Source organism: Streptomyces venezuelae, assembly GCF_008642355.1.
GTDB classification, from domain to species: Bacteria; Actinomycetota; Actinomycetes; order Streptomycetales; family Streptomycetaceae; genus Streptomyces; species Streptomyces venezuelae_B.
This window is the reverse complement of the sequence record NZ_CP029193.1, coordinates 3,348,496-3,366,700: the sequence shown is the minus strand read 5'-3', so window position 1 is coordinate 3,366,700 and position 18,205 is coordinate 3,348,496. Positions and strand designations below refer to the sequence as shown.

The 18,205-nt window shown below is 71.7% G+C and carries 18 protein-coding genes and 1 riboswitch; of the genes, 15 read left to right on the top strand and 3 right to left on the bottom strand.

The window, feature by feature from the left end:
• Positions 1-2: 2 nt before the first annotated feature.
• Complete coding sequence (locus tag DEJ47_RS15560; RefSeq protein ID WP_150168813.1) at positions 3-425, bottom strand: nuclear transport factor 2 family protein; 423 nt, start codon at positions 423-425, stop codon at positions 3-5.
• A gap of 101 nt (positions 426-526) precedes the next feature.
• On the bottom strand, positions 527-955 hold the full coding sequence (locus DEJ47_RS15555; protein ID WP_150168810.1) for a hypothetical protein: 429 nt from the start codon (positions 953-955) through the stop codon (positions 527-529).
• Between the two features lie 63 nt (positions 956-1,018).
• Between DEJ47_RS15555 and DEJ47_RS15550 the strand changes: the two genes are divergently transcribed.
• The 3 genes from DEJ47_RS15550 (at position 1,019) to DEJ47_RS15540 (ending at position 3,311) form a co-directional block, all read left to right on the top strand.
• Positions 1,019-1,726, top strand: a complete 708-nt coding sequence (locus tag DEJ47_RS15550; RefSeq protein WP_150168808.1) for an MOSC domain-containing protein — start codon at positions 1,019-1,021, stop codon at positions 1,724-1,726.
• On the top strand, positions 1,723-2,469 hold the full coding sequence (locus DEJ47_RS15545) for an HNH endonuclease family protein (RefSeq protein ID WP_150168806.1): 747 nt from the start codon (positions 1,723-1,725) through the stop codon (positions 2,467-2,469). The genes DEJ47_RS15550 and DEJ47_RS15545 overlap by 4 nt, the downstream gene beginning before the upstream one ends.
• 92 nt (positions 2,470-2,561) lie before the next feature.
• The gene (locus DEJ47_RS15540; protein WP_150168804.1) at positions 2,562-3,311 is read left to right on the top strand and encodes an N-acetyltransferase; all 750 of its coding nucleotides are present in this window, start codon (positions 2,562-2,564) and stop codon (positions 3,309-3,311) included.
• Between the two features lie 11 nt (positions 3,312-3,322).
• On the opposite strand, the gene DEJ47_RS15535 is transcribed toward DEJ47_RS15540, so the two are convergent.
• Entirely contained in the window at positions 3,323-4,108 is a 786-nt protein-coding gene (locus tag DEJ47_RS15535) for a hypothetical protein (RefSeq protein ID WP_223828369.1), read from the bottom strand.
• 187 nt (positions 4,109-4,295) lie between these two features.
• Here DEJ47_RS15535 and DEJ47_RS15530 point away from each other — a divergent pair, with 187 nt between their 5' ends.
• From DEJ47_RS15530 to DEJ47_RS15475, 12 genes are all read left to right on the top strand, one after another.
• Complete coding sequence (locus DEJ47_RS15530; RefSeq protein ID WP_150168802.1) at positions 4,296-6,425, top strand: N-6 DNA methylase; 2,130 nt, start codon at positions 4,296-4,298, stop codon at positions 6,423-6,425.
• 157 nt (positions 6,426-6,582) lie between these two features.
• Positions 6,583-7,146, top strand: coding sequence for a hypothetical protein (locus DEJ47_RS15525; protein ID WP_223828704.1), 564 nt, complete (start codon positions 6,583-6,585; stop codon positions 7,144-7,146).
• Between the two features lie 2 nt (positions 7,147-7,148).
• The gene (locus DEJ47_RS15520) at positions 7,149-8,669 is read left to right on the top strand and encodes a protein kinase domain-containing protein (protein ID WP_398339041.1); all 1,521 of its coding nucleotides are present in this window, start codon (positions 7,149-7,151) and stop codon (positions 8,667-8,669) included.
• A gap of 161 nt (positions 8,670-8,830) precedes the next feature.
• Positions 8,831-9,502, top strand: coding sequence for a SurA N-terminal domain-containing protein (locus DEJ47_RS15515; RefSeq protein ID WP_150168800.1), 672 nt, complete (start codon positions 8,831-8,833; stop codon positions 9,500-9,502).
• Between the two features lie 33 nt (positions 9,503-9,535).
• A complete protein-coding gene (locus DEJ47_RS15510; protein WP_150168798.1) occupies positions 9,536-10,543 on the top strand; it encodes a nucleoside triphosphate pyrophosphohydrolase in 1,008 nt (335 codons plus the stop codon).
• 152 nt (positions 10,544-10,695) lie between these two features.
• Positions 10,696-11,973 (top strand): cytochrome P450 family protein, encoded by a 1,278-nt coding sequence (locus DEJ47_RS15505; protein WP_150168796.1) that lies wholly within the window; start codon positions 10,696-10,698, stop codon positions 11,971-11,973.
• Positions 11,974-12,111: 138 nt separating this feature from the next.
• Positions 12,112-13,170: a transglycosylase family protein gene (locus tag DEJ47_RS15500; RefSeq protein WP_150175657.1), complete on the top strand. Its 1,059-nt coding sequence runs from the start codon at positions 12,112-12,114 to the stop codon at positions 13,168-13,170.
• A gap of 194 nt (positions 13,171-13,364) precedes the next feature.
• Positions 13,365-13,515: riboswitch (cyclic di-AMP (ydaO/yuaA leader) on the top strand.
• 4 nt (positions 13,516-13,519) lie between these two features.
• Positions 13,520-14,233, top strand: coding sequence for a transglycosylase family protein (locus DEJ47_RS15495; RefSeq protein WP_150168794.1), 714 nt, complete (start codon positions 13,520-13,522; stop codon positions 14,231-14,233).
• A 316-nt stretch (positions 14,234-14,549) separates the two neighbouring features.
• Entirely contained in the window at positions 14,550-15,845 is a 1,296-nt protein-coding gene (eno, locus tag DEJ47_RS15490; RefSeq protein WP_150168792.1) for a phosphopyruvate hydratase, read from the top strand.
• Between the two features lie 146 nt (positions 15,846-15,991).
• Positions 15,992-16,471 (top strand): FtsB family cell division protein, encoded by a 480-nt coding sequence (locus DEJ47_RS15485; RefSeq protein ID WP_150168790.1) that lies wholly within the window; start codon positions 15,992-15,994, stop codon positions 16,469-16,471.
• A gap of 22 nt (positions 16,472-16,493) precedes the next feature.
• Positions 16,494-17,027: a DUF501 domain-containing protein gene (locus DEJ47_RS15480; RefSeq protein ID WP_150168788.1), complete on the top strand. Its 534-nt coding sequence runs from the start codon at positions 16,494-16,496 to the stop codon at positions 17,025-17,027.
• Entirely contained in the window at positions 17,024-17,965 is a 942-nt protein-coding gene (locus tag DEJ47_RS15475; protein ID WP_150168786.1) for a Ppx/GppA phosphatase family protein, read from the top strand. The genes DEJ47_RS15480 and DEJ47_RS15475 overlap by 4 nt, the downstream gene beginning before the upstream one ends.
• Positions 17,966-18,205: the final 240 nt, after the last annotated feature.

Genomic DNA, 18,205 nt, shown 5'->3' with positions numbered 1-18,205 from the left:
CCCTAGGCCGGCGTGCAGGCCGCCGCGACCGACAGGCTGTTCTCGTAGAGGTGGTGCCGGGTGATGCGGCCGTTCTCCACCGTGAGGCGCAGGGCGAAGGGGCCCTCGAAGGACTTGCCGGTGGCGCGCACGGTGCCCTTGAGGTGGCCGAAGAGGACGGCGTCGGTGCCGTCCACCAGGAACGTGTCGAGCGTCGCGGAGGCGTCCTCGGCGACCGTGTGCTCCGCCAGTTCCGCGGACTGCGCGGCGCACTCGGCGCCCGTGGAGCGGGGGCGGATCCACGGGACGGCGGGGTTCTCGGCGAGCAGCCAGTCCACGTCGTCGGCGAAGAGTTCCACCATCCGCTCGGTGTCCCCGGCGAGCCGGGCCTGGAGGAAGTCCTGGACGACGGAGCGGGTGGGGGCGGCGACGGTCTCGGCGGTCATCGGATTCTCCTCGGACGGGCTCGCTCGGCTCATGCTGATGCGTCCGATCCTGTCGGGGGAGAGGGCGACGGTCGATTACCGCCGAGGTAATCGTGTGGTCGTCAGTCGTCGAACAGCTGGTCGTCCTTGTCGCGGCACAGGCCGTGGGCGACGCCCATGATGCGGGACGTCTGCACCTTGGTCGTGCCGAGGCGGCGCGTCGACTCCGTGAACTGGTCGCCGAGGGCCGGGCCCCGGACCGTGCACAGCGCGTCCCCCTCGGCGACGAGAGCGTCGTCGTCGATGTGGTCGAGGTCCGGGTAGTTCTCCCGCAGGGTCTTGAGGAAGAACGCGGCCGCCGCGCCCTTGAGGCCGCGCCCCTTGGGTGCGGGGGGAGCGGAAGGAGTGACGGACGCGCTCGCCGACGGAGTGCGCGGCTTGTCGGCCGCCGTGCCGTCGGACGCGTCGGTGTCGGACGCACCGCACCCCGTGGTACCGAGGACGAGGACGGTGAGCAGCGGCAGGGTGAGCCGCGGCAGACGCTTGAGCATGAATCTCCTGATGGGGAAGGAATCAGGAGATATTCTCATGATCTTCTGGGAGGGGAGAGCGCAGTGACGTTCCAAGTCGTGGGTCTGCACCGGTTCCCGGTGAAGTCGATGCTCGGCGACGTGCACGACCGGCTCGATTTCGGCGCGGCCGGCGTCGTCGGCGACCGGCTGTGGGCCCTGCGGTACCCGGACGGCAAGCTGGCGAGCGGAAAGAACCACCAGCGGTTCCGCCGCACACCCGGAATGCTGGAGCACCGCGCGGTCTACGACGCCGACGGCACCCCCGTCGTCCTCGCACCGGACGGTGCGGAGCTGCGCCCCGGCGACCCGCGCCTCCCGGAACGTTTCGGCGAGGGCGTGGAGTTGGTCCGCGAGGAGGGGGACGACTTCCACAAGGACGTCTCGGCCGTGTCCCTCGTCGGCACCGCGTCCCTGCGCGCACTGGGCGACCTGCTCGGCGACCCCGACCCCGTCGACGTACGACGCCTGCGCAAGAACATCGTCGTGGAGACCGACGAGCCATGGATCGAGGAGAGTTGGGTGGGCCGGGAACTCGTCCTGGGAGGCGGCGGGGGCCGCGACCCCTTGCGCCTGCGCGTCAGCAAGCGCGTGAAACGGTGCGTCATGGTCACCCAGGCCCAGCCCGGCCTCCCCGTCGACAACCGCGTCCTGAAGACCCTCACGACGGCCCGCGGCATGTGCATCGGCATCCACACGGACATGGTGGCGCCCGCGCCGCTGGCCCTCGGCGACACGGTGGCAGTCCGATGACCCGACGCGCTACCCGACGTACCCGTACCGCTTCGGCGCTGCTCGCGCTCCTCGCCGTACCCGCGCTCCTCACCGGCTGCGAGACCGGCACCAAGGACACGGCGGAGGAGGGCGGCGCCGCAGGTCCCGACGCGAGGGCGGGGTCCGCACTGGCCGCCGTCGACACACTCACCGTCAAGGGCCGCGCCCCGAAGACCGGTTACGAGCGGAGCCGGTTCGGCACGGCGTGGGCCGACACCGACTCCAACCGCTGCCCGACCCGGGACGACATCCTGAAGCGGGACCTCAAGGACGTGACGTACCAGGGCGGCGACTGCCGGGTGGCGTCCGGGAAGCTCGCGCCCGACCCGTACACGGGCAAGGAAGTGACGTTCCGGCGCGGCCGCAGCCAGGTCGACATCGACCACCTCGTGGCGCTCTCCGACGCGTGGCAGAAAGGCGCGTTCCAGTGGGAGCCCGCCAAACGCATAGCGTTCGCCAACGACCCGCTGAACCTCCTCGCCGTCGACGCGGGCCCCAACCGCGGCAAGGGCGACGGCGACACGGCGACGTGGCTCCCCCCGAACAAGTCCTACCGCTGCACGTACGTGGCAGGGCAGGTCGCGGTGAAGAAGAAGTACGGGGTGTGGGTGACGGGCGCGGAACGCGCCGCCATGAAGAAGGTCCTCGGTACCTGCCCGGACGAAGAACTCCCGGTCGGCAACGCCCCGACAGAGGCCCCCTCCCGCTTCCACGCCCGCTGACCACGAGCCGCGGGGAACGGCGCGCCCCGTCTCACCCGCCCGCGGAAAAAACCGCTACCGCCCGCCGCGCGGACCCCGTACCGTCCCGACCCATGGACCTCAAGATCACGACCCTCGTCGAGCGACCGGAGCTGGTGGAGCCGCTCTGGAACATGGCTGAGGACTGGCCGGAGTTCATCCTCCACGATCCCGTCGGGTGGTCGTTGATCGGGCGGATCGTGAAGGACCTGCCGGAGTACGTCCTCGTCGCCACCGACGAGGACAACGGCGGCAAGGTCGTCGCCCGTGCCTTCAGCGTGCCGTTCGCGCTCCGCGACCGCGGCACCGGTGAGCTGCCCGACGGCGGCTGGGACCAGGTCCTGCTGTGGGCCTTCTCCGACCTGCGGCACGGCAAGAAGGCCGACACCGTGAGTGCCATCGAGATAACCGTCGACGAGACGGCTCGGGGCAAGGGGCTCTCCGGAACGATGCTCGCCGCGATGCGGGACAACGCCCGCGCCCACGGCTTCACCGAGGTCGTCGCGCCCGTGCGGCCCAACGCCAAGCACCTCGAACCGGCCGCGCAGATCGACGAGTACGCGTACCGCACCCGCGAGGACGGTCTGCCGCACGACCCGTGGCTGCGCGTGCACGTGCGGGCCGGCGGCACGATCGAGAAGGTGGCGCACGCTTCCATGACCGTGTCCGGGTCGACCGCCCAGTGGCGCGAGTGGACCGGGCTGCCCTTCGACACGGAGGGGCCGGTCGAGGTGCCGGGGGCGCTGGTGCCCGTGCACTGTGAGGCGGAGCGCGGGTACGGGGTGTACGTCGAGCCGAACGTGTGGGTGCGGCACACGCTGTAGCGCTCGTACGGTTACCCGCCCAGCTTGTCCAGGTCGATGACCTTGCCCGCCGGCGGCGTCGTCTTCACCGGCTTGTCGTACTTGCTGAACGTGATGTGCTCGGGGCCGGGCCCGGTCTTCTTCGCCTCCGCGTCGATGATCTTCAGCAGGTACGGCTTGCCCTCCGTGGCGACGTAGATCGTGTACTTCTCCTCGGCGTCGTGCGCGTCGATCCTGATCGCCGGGGTGCCGTCGAGCTCCGTCGTCGCGCCCCTGCGGGCGTTCGAGTTGATCTCGCCCTCGAACTCCGCGAGCAGGTCGTCGAGATCGCACATGCCCGCGATGTCCTTCGCGTCCGCGCCCGACGCCTTCGTCTTCGACCAGCGGTCGGCGAGCATCTCGACCGCCGCCGCCGTCTGGTCCGCGGGCTCGCCCTTGCTCTGGGCGCGCAGGAACTTCTCGTCGTACTTCATGTAGACCGTGCCGTTGCCGGGGACGATCAGGTCGAACGAGCCCTCGTCGGCGGTCGCCATGGTGCCCGCGCACTTGCCCGACGTGTCCAGGGCCAGGTCCATCTTCATCCGGCCGGTCTCGTCGTCGTCGATGTCGCCCACGAGCCGGAGCGACGTGGCGCCCTTCGTCGCTTCGACCGCCTTGTCGACGATCTCCGTGCCGCTCATGCCCGCGAAGGGCTCCTTCGGCTTGTCCTTGCCCGACTCCGAGCCGCAGGCCGTGAGGCCGACGGTCGCGGCGACCAGGGCGGCCGCGACGGCGGCGGTGCGGCGCAGCTGGTGACGACGGTGATGACGGTGACGCATGGAAATCCCCCTGGGGAACTCGTTCGGTGGGCAACATCAGAGCAGGTGAGTGTGAACCGAGTCAACACGAGAGTTGGTGGAACCCGAGTTAACGGGCGTGAAGCGGTCCGTGCGGTCGCGCCCGCGTGACCCCTGGGTATGCTCGACGCCGCGCGACTGACCCCGCGCGTTCGAGGGGAGCCACCAGATGACGCCGCGGAACGACACGACCGAGGTCACCGCCGCAGGGATCGCCCGTCTCGCGGGAGTCGGCCGGGCGGCCGTCAGCAACTGGCGCCGCAGGCACGGCGACTTCCCCAAACCGGTCGGTGGCACCGAGACCAGCCCCTCCTTCGCGCTCTCCCAGGTCGAGCACTGGCTGCGCGCGCAGGGAAAGCTCGTCGAGGTGCCCCTCCGCGAACGCGTCTGGCAGCAGCTCGCCGGGCACCCCGCGGGTCCCGTCGCCGCCCTGCTGCACACCGGATGCGCCCTGCTCCTGCTCCGCGACCGGCCCACCGACTGGCTCGCGGTGAGCGCCGTCTCCGACGAGCGGATGGCGCAGCTCCTGCCGGACGCGCTGGACGAGACGGTCGCGATGCGGTTCGGCGTACGGAGAAGGCGTGCCGTCCGGGTTCCGACGGCCGCCGAACTCCTGCCGACCGTCCCGCTGCTGCGCGGCGCCGCCGAGCTGGCGTCCGAGCTGGGCGCCATGCAGACGTACGAGTTCCTGCTCGGCCGGCAGACCGACGCCAACCCCCGCCAGTACACGCTCACCCCGGCGGGCCCCGCCGAGCTGATGGCCCGCATCGCCGGGAGCACCGCCCCCGCCGGGAGCAGTGGGAGCACCGGAAGCGCCGTCCCCGCCCGCACCGTCCTCGACCCCGCCTGCGGCACCGGTGCCCTGCTGCGCGCCGTCCCGCCGCGCCCCGACCAGTACCTGTACGGCCAGGACAGCAACCCGGAGCTCGCCGCCCTCACCGCGCTGCGCCTGGCGCTGCACTCCGACGCGACCGTGCGCACCATGGCCGCCGACACCCTGCGCGCCGACGCCTACGACGACCGCAAGGCGGACGTCGTGCTCTGCCACCCACCGTTCAACGAACGCAACTGGGGGCACGACGAACTGGCCTACGACCCCCGCTGGGAGTACGGTTTCCCGGCCCGCTCCGAGTCCGAACTCGCCTGGGTGCAGCATGCGTTGGCCCGGCTCACCGACGGCGGCACCGCCGTCCTCCTCATGCCGCCCGCCGCCGCGTCCCGCCGCTCAGGGCGCCGCATCCGCGCCGACCTGCTGCGCCGCGGCGCGCTCCGCGCCGTCGTCGCGCTGCCCGCCGGCGCGGCACCCCCGTACAACCTGCCCCTGCACATCTGGGTGCTGCGCAAGCCGGGGCCCGCGGCGCGGCCCGCGCCCGAGCTGCTGCTCGTGGAGACGGCCGGTGTCCTGGCCGCCGACGGACGGGACAAACAGCTGTGGCCCGCCGTCCAGGACGCGGTCCTCGACGCCTGGGAGCACGTCGAACGGCACGGCACGCTCGACGAGCGGCCCGGCGCCGCCCGCAGCGTCCCCGTGCTCGAACTCCTCGACGACGAGGTCGACCTGGCGCCCGCCCGCCATCTTCCGCCGCCCGCCGCGGCCGGGGACGGCGCGGAGCTCCTGGCCGTCCGGCACGGACTGGGCGAGGCACTGCGCCGCGCCGCCGACCTCGCGCCCCCGCCGGACGATCTCACCCCCAGCGACACCGAGGACACCCCCAGGCCGCCGCTCACCACCGTCGGCGAGCTGGCCCGCGCCGGCGCCCTCACCCTCCACACCGGCACCGGCGAAGGACCCGGCGGCACGCCCGTCCTCACCGACCACGACGTACTGACGGGCGCCGCGCCCTCCGGCACCGCCCACGACAGCAACGGCACCCACGGTTCGGACGACGTCGAGCCCCTGCGCACCGCCCCCGGCGACGTCGTCGTCCCCGTGTTCGGCGGCGGCACGGCCGCCCGCGTCATCGACGAGGCCACCGCGGGTGCCGCACTCGGCCGCGGCCTCGCCCTGCTGCGCCCGGACCCCGCCGCGCTCGACCCGTGGTTCCTCGCCGGGTTCCTGCGCGGCACCGCCAACCACCGCCAGGCCAGCAGTTACGCGTCGACGTCCGCCCGGCTCGACGTCCGCCGCCTCCAGCTGCCCCGCCTTCCGCTCGCCGGACAGCACACGTACAGCGAGCGGTTCCGCCGCCTCGCCGAGTTCGAGGACGCGGTGCGCCGCGCGGCCCTGCTCGGCGACCGGCTGGTGCGCGGCATGCACGACGGACTGACGGAGGGAACCCTTCCGCCCGGGGCCGCGTGACCAGTACGACAACGGTTCGGTACAACCCGGGACCCGTCGCCGCGGTCGGCCTATACGCTCGAACCCTCACCCGTTCGTTCAACAGGCAACAGGAGCAGCCATGCACGGCCACGGCTATGCGCCGCAGCACCCGCACCCCCCTTCCAGGGGGACGCATGTGACGCTGCGCGTGCTGTTCGTGGTGCTCACGGTGCTCACGTGCGGCCTGCTCGCGTGGGCCGCGATGCTGCGGCTCGCCCTCGTGACGCGCAAGGCCCACAACTGGCTCCTCTTCGGCCTCGTGACGGCGCTCGACGTCCTGGCCCTCGCCCTCATCGGCGTCGACCCGGGGGAGGAGGAGTTCCAGGGCCCCGGCAGCGCGGGCATGGTGGTCATGCTCTGCACGATGGTGGCCGCCGTCGCCTACTACCTGTACGGGGACCTCCGGCACTTCAGCCCGTACCGACAGCAGCCCCAGCCCCAGCCCCAGCCCCAGCCGCAGCAGTACACGGGGTACGCACCGCAGCAGCCGCAGGCCTCGTACGGCTACCCGCAGCAGACCGCCCCCGCCCCGGGCCCCGCGCCCACACCGCCGGGCCCCGTCCACATCCAGCCCACCCAGCTCGGCCACACCACACCGCCGCCCGCGCCCGCGCGCCCCGCGCCCGTCCGCATCGACCAGGTCCGTGCCGAGCTCGACGAGCTGAGCGACTACCTGCGCAAGCAGGAAGGCGGCAGCTGACCGTGCGCGTCGTCGCGGGGCGCTACGAACTCTCCACCCTCATCGGCCAGGGCGGCATGGGCCAGGTCTGGACGGCGTACGACCAGCGCCTGGACCGCCGCGTCGCCGTGAAGCTGCTCCGCCCCGACCGGGTCGCGGGCGCCGAGGCCGAGGAGCTGCGCCGCCGGTTCGTGCGCGAGTGCCGCGTCACCGCGCAGGTCGACCACCCGGGACTCGTCACCGTGCACGACGCGGGCAGCGAGGGCGAGGACCTCTACCTCGTCATGCAGTACGTCGACGGCGCGGACCTCGGCGACCACCTCGCCGAGCACGACCCCTACCCCTGGCAGTGGGCCGTCGCGATCGCCGCCCAGCTGTGCGCCGTGCTCTCCGCCGTCCACGCCGTGCCGATCGTGCACCGCGACCTCAAGCCGCGGAACGTCATGGTCAAGCAGGACGGCACCGTCTCCATCCTCGACCTCGGCATCGCCTCCGTGATGGACACGGACACCACTCGCCTCACGCACACCGGATCGCCGATCGGCAGCCCCGCCTACATGGCGCCGGAGCAGGCGATGGGCGGCGCCGTCGGCCCGTACACCGACCTGTACGCGCTCGGCGTGCTCCTGCACGAACTCCTCAGCGGCGACGTCCCGTTCTCCGGGTCCACCGCGCTCGGCGTCCTCCACCGCCACCTCTACGAACCCCCGCTGCCGGTGCGCCGCCTGCGCCCCGAAGTGCCCGAGGCCCTGGAGGCCCTCGTCCTGCGGCTGCTCGCCAAGGACCCCCAGCACCGCCACGGCAGCGCCCAGGAGGTCTACGAGGAACTGGCGCCGCTCCTGCCCGGCCGCGGCATCCCCTCCGGCCGCCCCCTCGACCCCACCCGCCCCTTCCTGCGCCCGCACGCGCCGTGGCCGGACCGGGCCGCGACGCCCGCCGCCGCGCCCGACATGCCCGCGCAGCCGCCGGGCGCCGTGCCCCAGCAGGACGTCGCCCGAGCCGTCGACGACGTCAAGCGGCTCCTCGGCGAGGGCCGCATCACCCAGGCCGTCGACATCCTCGGCGCGATCCTCCCGGCCGCCGCCGCCCAGCACGGCGAGCACTCACCCGTCGTCCGCACCCTGCGCAAGCAGTACGCGGCGACCCTCATGGACGACGGCCAGTACCGCCGCGCCCTGCCCGAGCTGCGCCGCCTCGCCGACGAGCGCGCCGCCGAGTCCGGGCAGGCGGACCCGCACTCGCTCCAGTTCCGGTACGAGGCCGCGCAGTGCCTGGAGCAGCTCGGCGAACCGGCGGCCGCGCTCGCCGAGTACCGCTCGCTGCTCCCCTATTACGAGAACCAGTACGCGACGGACGACCGCCGTCAGTCCCTGGAGATCCGCCGCCGCATCGGCCACCTGCTCCTCGCCCTCGGCGACCGGACCGCCGCCCACGACACGCTGGCGCGGCTCCTGCACGACGCGGAGCTGCTGCACGGGCCGGGGCACCCGTTCCCCGCGGAGATCATGCGGACGCTGCAGTGGCTCGGACAAGTGCGCGGCTGACGCCCGTACGGCTGGGTGGGCCCCGCGGAAGGGTGCCCCAACTCCCGGGAAATCGTTGGTCGAATACGTGTCGAATGGCTGGCCGACAAGCCGGTCACTCCCTAACATCGATCACCGCAAGACTTTGTGCACCGCCGCACAATCTCCACCGGGAGGCTCACTTGCACCGCCGTCGTCGTCGTACAGCGCTCATCCTCTCCGCGGCCGCGATCGCCGCGGCCCCCCTGCTGACCGCCTGCGGAAGCGACGCGCACCCAGGTGCCGCCGCCGTCGTCGGCGACGACCGCATCACGGTCGCGCAGCTGGAGGGCCGGGTGAACGAGGTGCGGGACGCGCAGCGGTCGGCCATCCCCGACGACGCGCAGTACGCGCAGGCCATCGCCAAGTCCGGCGGCCTCACCCGCGCCACGCTCCACACGATGGTCCTGGACAAGGTCCTGCACCGCGCGGCCACCGACGCCGGGGTGACCGTCACGCGCCGCGACATCCAGACCATGCGCCGGGGCATGGAGCAGCAGTCGGGCGGCAGGAAGGCGCTGGAGGAGGGCTGGCTGCGGCAGTACAACGTCGCCCCGGCCCGCCTCGACGACAGCCTGCGCACGGAGATCGAGGCGCAGAAGCTGTCGGCGAAGCTGGGCGCGGACATGAACTCGCCGGAGGGCCAGGCGGTCTTCTGGAAGGCGCTGACGGCCGCGTCGAAGAAGCTCGACATCGACCTGAACCCGCGGTACGGCACGTGGGACGTCGACAAGAACAAGCGCACGGACGCGAAGACGCCGTGGGTGCGGCAGGTCACGAAGACGGGTTCGGGTACGCCGGAACAGCCGGCGTAAGAACGCGCGCCCCCGCTGGGTTACGTTCGACGGGTGAACCAGACCGACACTCCGCCCCCGGCCGATTCCGCCGCCCCGCCCGTGGGCCGCGTCATCCTCCTCACCACCAGCCACCGGGTGGCGCCCGGCCTGCTCTCCTGGCCCGCCTGGCAGGCGCTGCACGCCGCCGACGAGGTGCTGTGCGCCGACGCGTCGCACCCGCAGCTGCCGTACCTGCGGGAGGCGGGCGTCCGGGTGGAGCAGGCGGCACCCACCGCGCAGGAGCTGGTCGAGGCGTGCGCGGGGGGCCGCACGGTGCTGGTCGTCGCGACGGCCGAGGGCGACCGGGCGCTGACGGACGGCCTGGCCCGGCTCGCGGGCACGGGCCGTGTCGCCATGCCGGACCTGGAACTCCTCCCCGCCTCGTACGACCTGCCGGGCGCGCGCCTGCTGGACCTGGTCCAGGTCATGGACCGCATCCGCGAGGAGTGCCCGTGGTCCTCCCGGCAAACCCACAAGGGTCTGGCGAAGTACGCGATCGAGGAGGCGTACGAACTCGTCGAGGCGATCGAGGAGGGCGACAGGGAGGAACTCCGCGAGGAACTGGGCGACGTCCTGCTCCAGGTGGTCTTCCACGCACGGATCGCGGAGGAACCGGCGGACGAGTCCCCCGAGGAGGTCCCCTTCTCCATCGACGACGTGGCGGCGGGCATCGTGGAGAAGCTGATCCACCGCCACCCGCACGTCTTCGGCGACGACTCGGCGCAGACCCCCGAGGACGTACGCGCGCACTGGCTCCGCACGAAGGCGGAGGAAAAACGCCGCACGTCACTGACGGAGGGCATCCCCCTCGGCCAGCCGTCCCTCGCCCTGACGGCGAAGCTCGCCTCGCGCGTACGCACGGCAGGCCTGGAGGTCCCGATCCCTCCGGGGGAGGGCATCGGCTACGAACTCCTGACGCTGGCACTACGAGCGGAGTCGGAGGGCGTGGACCCGGAGGCGGCCCTGAGGGCAGCGGCACGGGCATACAGGGACGCAATCCTGACGGCGGAGGCACGCTAGGGAAGCGGCCCGGTGGCGGAGGTTCCTCAGCGACACGGTCCCGGCGGCGGAAGTGCTGTTCAGGGCGCGAGGACCTGCGCGAGCAACCACGAAGCACCCGCACCCGGCAACGCACCGAGATACCCCGCCCCGCCCCCGGATACCGTCACTCCATGCACGACGGACAGCCCGCCCCGCTCGGGGACACCACGGAACCGGAACTCTTCACGTGGGAGTTCGCCGCAGACCCGTACCCCGCGTACGCCTGGCTGCGCGAGCACGAGCCCGTACGCAAGCAGCGCCTCCCGAGCGGCGTGGACGCCTGGCTGGTCACCCGCTACGCAGACGCCCGCCAAGCCCTCGCAGACCAACGCCTCAGCAAGAACCCGGCCCACCACGACGAGCCCGCACACGCGAAACGCAAGACCGGCATCCCCGGCGAACGCAGCGCCAACCTGATGACGCACCTGCTCAACATCGACCCGCCGGACCACACCCGCCTGCGCCGCCTCGTCTCCAAGGCCTTCACCCCCCGCCGCGTGGCCGAATTCGCACCGCGCGTGCAGGAGCTGACGGACCAGCTCATCGACAAGTTCATCGAAGAGGGCTCCGCCGACCTCATCCACGAGTTCGCCTTCCCCCTCCCCATCTACGCCATCTGCGACCTCCTCGGCGTCCCGCGCGAGGACCAGGACGACTTCCGCGACTGGGCGGGCATGATGATCCGGCACGGCGGCGGCCCGCGCGGCGGCGTCGCCCGGTCCGTGAAGAAGATGCGCGGCTACCTCGCCGAACTCATCCACCGCAAGCGCCTCGAACCCGGCGACGACCTCATCTCCGGCCTCATCAAGGCGTCCGACCACGGCGAGCACCTCACCGAGAACGAGGCCGCCGCCATGGCGTTCATCCTTCTCTTCGCCGGGTTCGAGACCACCGTGAACCTCATCGGCAACGGCGTGTACGCCCTCCTCACCCACCCCGAACAGCGCGCCCGTCTCCAGAAGGCCCTGTCCGAGGGCGACACGGGGCTCCTGGAGACCGGCGTGGAGGAACTCCTCCGCTTCGACGGACCCGTGGAGCTCGCGACCTGGCGCTTCGCGACCGGGCCGCTCACCATCGGCGGACAGGACATCGCCGCCGGCGACCCCGTCCTCGTCGTGCTCGCCGCCGCCGACCGCGACCCCGCCCGGTTCGACGACCCCGACACGCTCGATCTTTCCCGTCGCGACAACCAGCACCTCGGTTACGGGCACGGAATCCACTACTGCCTCGGCGCCCCGCTCGCCCGTCTGGAGGGCCAGACCGCCCTCGCGACGCTGCTCCGGCGCCTCCCCGACCTGCAACTCGCGGCGGAACCGGATGATTTGCGGTGGCGTGGCGGACTGATCATGCGGGGACTGCGCACCCTGCCGGTGAAGTTCACGACCGCACAGACATCGGCACCCGACTGACGCCTCGTCACGACTGTGATGTTCGCGTGATCTCCGCTGCATCGACTTGTGACAAGCGTTCGACTGCGGCTACGTTCACGACGACTTGAGCGCCCCACGCGTTCAAGTCGTCGCTGCAGTCTCGTGAAAGGCACCCGCATGCTCTCCGGCCATGGTCGTCACCGACGCCCCCGCCAAGCCCCGGCCCTCATCGTCGCGGCAGGAGTCACCGGATCAGCCATCGCCATTCCACTCCTCGGCGCCACGAGCGCGAACGCCGCCGAGACCACGACATGGGAGAAGCTCGCCCAGTGCGAGAGCGGCGGCGAGTGGAGCGCCAACCCCGGCAACGGCTACTACGGCGGGCTCCAGCTCTCCCAGGAGACCTGGGAGGCGTACGGCGGCCTCGACTACGCGCCGAGCGCCGACCAGGCCAGCCGCTCCCAGCAGATCGCCGTCGCCGAGCAGGTCCTCGACGCCAAGGGCACCGCCGCGTGGCCGAGCTGCGCCCCCATCGCCGGCCTCACCCAGGACGGCGCCGCGGCCGACGTCGACCCGGGCGCCCCGATCACCCCGAAGCCCACCGAGCCGTCGGGCTCCACGGGTTCGGCCAAGGATGACGAGAAGGGCGACAAGGGCGACAAGGGCTCCGCGGGCAAGGAAAAGGGTGAGGGCGACAGCGAGGACGGCAGCGAGGACAAGCCGTCCGACACCGCCTCCGACCCGGACAAGCCCTCCGGCGACGCGAGCGACACGCCCGGCTCCGGCAAGGACTCCCGAGAGAAGAATCACGACGAGTCCGGCGAAAAGGGCGGCAAGGGCGACGCTGACGCCGATACGGGCGACTCCGGCAAGTCGGGCGACAGTGACGCCACTTCGCCCACCCCGGAGAACGCGACCGATCCCGCCGACGACGCGGACGGCTCCAACGGCACCCCCGGCGACTCCGCGTCCGGCCGCCACCGCGGCGACCGCGCGGACGAGAGCGACCGCGCGGACGGCGGGTCGGGCCGGCACGCCTCGCGCGGCGAGAAGCGCTCCGCAAAGGTCCCCGACGGGACGTACACGGTGCGCTCCGGGGACAACCTCTCGGTCATCGCGGACGACCTCGGCGTCGACGGCGGATGGCACGAGCTCTACACCGAGAACAAGAAGACCGTCGGCAAGGACCCGGACCTCATTCTCCCCGGTCAGAGCCTCGATCTGGGTGAAAAGTAACGGAAGTTGACGAAGAGTCGGGTGGGGGCTTCGCGTCGTATGTCTGGTTTGGCGCGAGTGAGAGATGGGTCTCAGAAGCCCTGATCGTCTTTGAAATTCCGGCGAGCGCGTGATTACCGTCGTCACCGCTCGCCACTGGTGGGCCCCGCCGGTCGGTACGCCGAATCCTGCCAACGGCCGGACGGGAACAGTCGTCGCTTTGAGCGCCGTAGGCAGGAGCGGGGGACCCAAGGTAAGCGCCGCGTCACGCGGCTAGGGGTGAAGCCGCACTCGGGAGAGTGCGGCCGGGCAACCACATCGGCCCGAACCCGACAGCTCACCTCGCAGGCGTCGGTGAGGGGATCTACGCATGCTGTTTTCCAGCAAGGGCAAGCACCGTCGTCCGTCCAAGGCCACCCGTGTCGTCACGCTCGCCGGTGTCACCGGCGCCGCCGTGGCCGCCCCGCTGATGGCCGCCGGCACCGCCTCGGCCGCCACCACCTCCGAGTGGGACGCCGTCGCCCAGTGCGAGTCCGGCGGCAACTGGTCCATCAACACCGGCAACGGCTACTACGGCGGCGTGCAGTTCTCCGCCTCCACGTGGGCCGCGTACGGCGGTACGAAGTACGCGCCGACCGCCGACAAGGCCTCCAAGGCCCAGCAGATCGAGATCGCCGAGAAGGTCCTCGCCGGCCAGGGCAAGGGTGCCTGGCCGAGCTGTGGCGTCGGCCTCTCCGGCGCGTCGCCCAACAGCGGCGGCTCGCAGCAGCAGGCTCCGCAGCAGCAGACCAAGCCGCAGCCGCAGCAGACGCAGCAGCAGGCCGCCCCGCAGCAGCAGGCCGCGCCGAAGCCGCAGCCCAAGCCCGCGCCGCAGACCGAGTCCAAGAAGACCGTCGAGACCCCGACCGGCAAGACGGTCAAGAAGGGCGACGGCGAGTACAAGGTCAAGACGGGCGACACCCTGTCCAAGATCGCCGAGGCCGAGCACGTCAAGGGTGGCTGGCACAAGGTCTACAAGCTCAACGGCGACATCATCGACAACGCCGACATGATCTACCCGGGCCAGCAGCTCCACCTGAGCTGACCCGAACGGTCGCGGCCGTGCCTCGGCGGACGCACGGCCGTACCCCCCGTCCCCACGGGCTCCCCGCCCCGGTGCGCGTATCCCCCGTACGCACCGGGGCGGGGCCATGTCCGCACCCGTTCCCCCGCCGCTTCCGCCCCTTCTTGTTCGCTACTAGCGAGTAGAGAACGTGGTCTTTCGCCCTGTTTCCGCGCCGTACGGCCTTTGTGTCGTCCCAGGGGACGGGCGGTCGGCTGGCCGAAGGCCCGGAGCCGGTTAGGCTCAGGAGACGCAGGGCCGAAGCGGCTCGCGTAAACGCGTCACATCCCAGAAGGAGATGCTCGTGCCGTCCATCGACGTCGTCGTAGCCCGGGAAATCCTGGACTCCCGAGGCAACCCCACGGTCGAGGTCGAGGTCGGCCTCGACGACGGCAGCACCGGTCGTGCCGCCGTTCCGTCCGGTGCCTCCACCGGTGCCTTCGAGGCCATCGAACTCCGTGACGGTGACCCCAACCGTTACATGGGCAAGGGTGTCGAGAAGGCCGTCCTCGCCGTCATCGAGCAGATCGGCCCGGAGCTCGTCGGCTACGACGCCACCGAGCAGCGCCTGATCGACCAGGCCATGTTCGACCTGGACGCCACCGACAACAAGGGCTCGCTCGGCGCCAACGCCATCCTCGGCGTCTCGCTCGCCGTCGCGCACGCCGCCTCCGAGGCCAGCGACCTGCCGCTGTTCCGCTACCTCGGCGGCCCGAACGCGCACCTGCTGCCCGTCCCGATGATGAACATCCTGAACGGCGGGTCGCACGCCGACTCGAACGTCGACATCCAGGAATTCATGATCGCCCCGATCGGCGCGGAGTCCTTCTCCGAGGCGCTGCGCTGGGGCACCGAGGTCTACCACACCCTCAAGAAGGTCCTGAAGGACAAGGGTCTGTCGACCGGCCTCGGCGACGAGGGCGGCTTCGCCCCGAACCTGGACTCCAACCGCGCCGCGCTCGACCTCATCCTCGAGGCCATCAAGCAGGCCGGTTACGTCCCCGGCGAGCAGATCGCCCTCGCCCTCGACGTCGCCGCGTCCGAGTTCTACAAGGACGGCAAGTACCAGTTCGAGGGCAAGGAGCGCTCGGCCGCCGAGATGACCGAGTACTACGAGGAGCTCGTCGCCTCGTACCCGCTCGTCTCCATCGAGGACCCGCTGTTCGAGGACGACTGGGCCGGCTGGAACGTCATCACCGAGAAGCTCGGCGACAAGGTGCAGCTCGTCGGCGACGACCTGTTCGTCACCAACCCCGAGCGCCTGGCCCGCGGCATCGAGGAGAACTCGGCCAACGCCCTGCTCGTCAAGGTCAACCAGATCGGTTCGCTGACCGAGACCCTGGACGCCGTCGAGATGGCCCAGCGCAGCGGCTTCAAGTGCATGATGTCGCACCGCTCCGGCGAGACCGAGGACGTCACCATCGCCGACCTCGCCGTCGCCACCAACTGCGGCCAGATCAAGACCGGCGCCCCGGCCCGCTCCGAGCGCGTCGCCAAGTACAACCAGCTCCTGCGCATCGAGGAGATCCTCGACGACGCGGCGGTCTACGCCGGTCGCTCGGCCTTCCCGCGGTTCCGCTCCGCGGACCAGTAGGCACAGCAAGGGCTGAGCTTCGACGACCTGACCGAGCAGGCAGCTCTCCCAGGCACGTAGTTACCTACGTCCCCGCACGCGGTCCCGTACCGTGTGCGGGGACGTACGTACGTGTAAGCGCTGCGCAGCTCTGGGGAGGCGGAACCATGGCCAAGGCCGGGACCAAGGACCGGTTCTCCACCGCGACCCGCCTGCGGCTGCTCGGCGAGCAGACCGCCGAGCGCGTCTACCGCTCCCAGACCAAGCGCCAGGCGCGCCGCTCCCGGCTCACCGGCCGCGCCGCGCTCCTCGCGCTCGTGCTCTGCTCCCTGGTCGTCGCGCTGGCGTACCCGATGCGGCAGTACGTGTCGCAGCGCGCCGAGATCGACGACCTGCGCAGGCAGCAGGCCGAGCACCGGGCCGACGTCGAGAAGCTGCGCGACGAGAAGGCCCGCTGGCAGGACGACGCGTACGCGGAACAGCGCGTCCGGGACCGCCTGCACTACGTGATGCCCGGCGAGACCGGCTTCACCGTGATCGACCCCGCGGCGGGCAAGAGCCGCCGCACGGACCAGGGGGCGGCGACGCGCCCCTGGTACTCGAACGTCTGGGACGGCGTCGACAAGGCCGACCGCCCCGACAACTGACCCAAGGACACGAGAGACAGGCATGGAAACGCCCCCGCCGACCACTGAGCGCACCGAGCCCACCGACGCCGACGTCGAGGCCTTCAAGCAGCAGCTCGGCCGCCCGCCGCGCGGCCTGCGGGCCATCGCGCACCGCTGCCCCTGCGGACAGCCGGACGTCGTCGAGACGGCCCCGCGCCTCCCGGACGGGACACCGTTCCCCACGACGTACTACCTGACGTGCCCGCGGGCCGCCTCCGCGATCGGCACGCTGGAAGCCAACGGCGTCATGAAGGAGATGTCGGAGCGGCTCACGAAGGACGAGGAGCTGGCGAAGCAGTACCGCGCCGCGCACGAGGACTACATCGCGCGCCGTGACGCCATCGAGGTCCTGGAGGGCTTCCCGAGCGCGGGCGGCATGCCGGACCGCGTGAAGTGCCTGCACGTCCTGGTCGGCCACTCCCTGGCCGCGGGCCCCGGCGTGAACCCGCTGGGTGACGAGGCCATCGCGATGCTCCCCGAGTGGTGGGCCAAGGGCCCCTGCGTCACGCCGTGCGCCACCGGGGACGCCGAGTGACCCGGGTCGCCGCCATCGACTGCGGCACGAACTCGATCCGCCTCCTGGTCGCGGACGCCGACCCGGCCACGGGCGAACTGGTCGACCTGGACCGGCGGATGACGATCGTCCGGCTCGGCCAGGGCGTGGACAGGACGGGCCGCCTCGCCCCGGAGGCCCTGGACCGCACGTTCGCGGCCTGCCGCGAGTACGCCGCGGTCATCAAGGAGCACGGCGCCGAACGCGTCCGTTTCGTCGCCACGTCCGCGTCCCGCGACGCGGAGAACCGCGACGAGTTCGTGCGCGGCGTCCTGGACATCCTGGGCGTCGAGCCGGAGGTCATCAGCGGCGACCAGGAGGCGGAGTTCTCCTTCACCGGCGCCACCAGGGAACTGACGGGCCGTGACGACCTCGCGAAGCCGTACCTGGTGGTGGACATCGGCGGCGGTTCCACGGAGTTCGTGGTCGGCACGGACCGGGTGGAGGCGGCCCGCTCGGTCGACGTCGGCTGTGTCCGCATGACCGAGCGGCATCTCGTACGCGACGGAGTGGTCACCGATCCGCCCGCGCCCGAGCAGCTCGACGCGATCCGCGCGGACATCGAGTCCGCCCTGGACCTCGCCGAGCGCACGGTCCCGCTGAAGGAGGCCCGTACGCTGGTGGGCCTCGCGGGTTCGGTCACCACGGTCGCCGCGATCGCCCTGGACCTCGACGTCTACGACTCGCAGGCCATCCACCACGCCCGCATCCCGTACCAGCAGGTCAGCGCCATCGTCGACCGCCTGACCCGGGCCACGCACGCCGAGCGCGCCGCGATCCCGGTGATGCACCCGGGCCGCGTCGACGTCATCGCGTCGGGCGCGCTGGTGCTGTTGGCGATCATGGACAGGGTGGGCGCGCGGGAGGTCGTGGTGAGCGAGCACGACATCCTGGACGGCATCGGCTGGTCCATCGCCTGAGCGCGTCCTGTAGCGTCTGAGCGGTCGGGAGGGGGGTCGGAAGGCCCCCCTACGACACTCCGTCGGGAAAGTTCGTGAAGTTCTTCACAAGGAAAAAGGCCCTGATGGGCGAGGTTCGTCGGTCGCGGACCGCCTAAAGGGGGCTTTTCGAAGGCCCGAGCCCGTGACCGCGATGCTTCACGCAGGTGACGGGAGTGTGTCGCCGGGCTCCGGTCCAGCCGGGGCGGAGCGTCGGAGCGC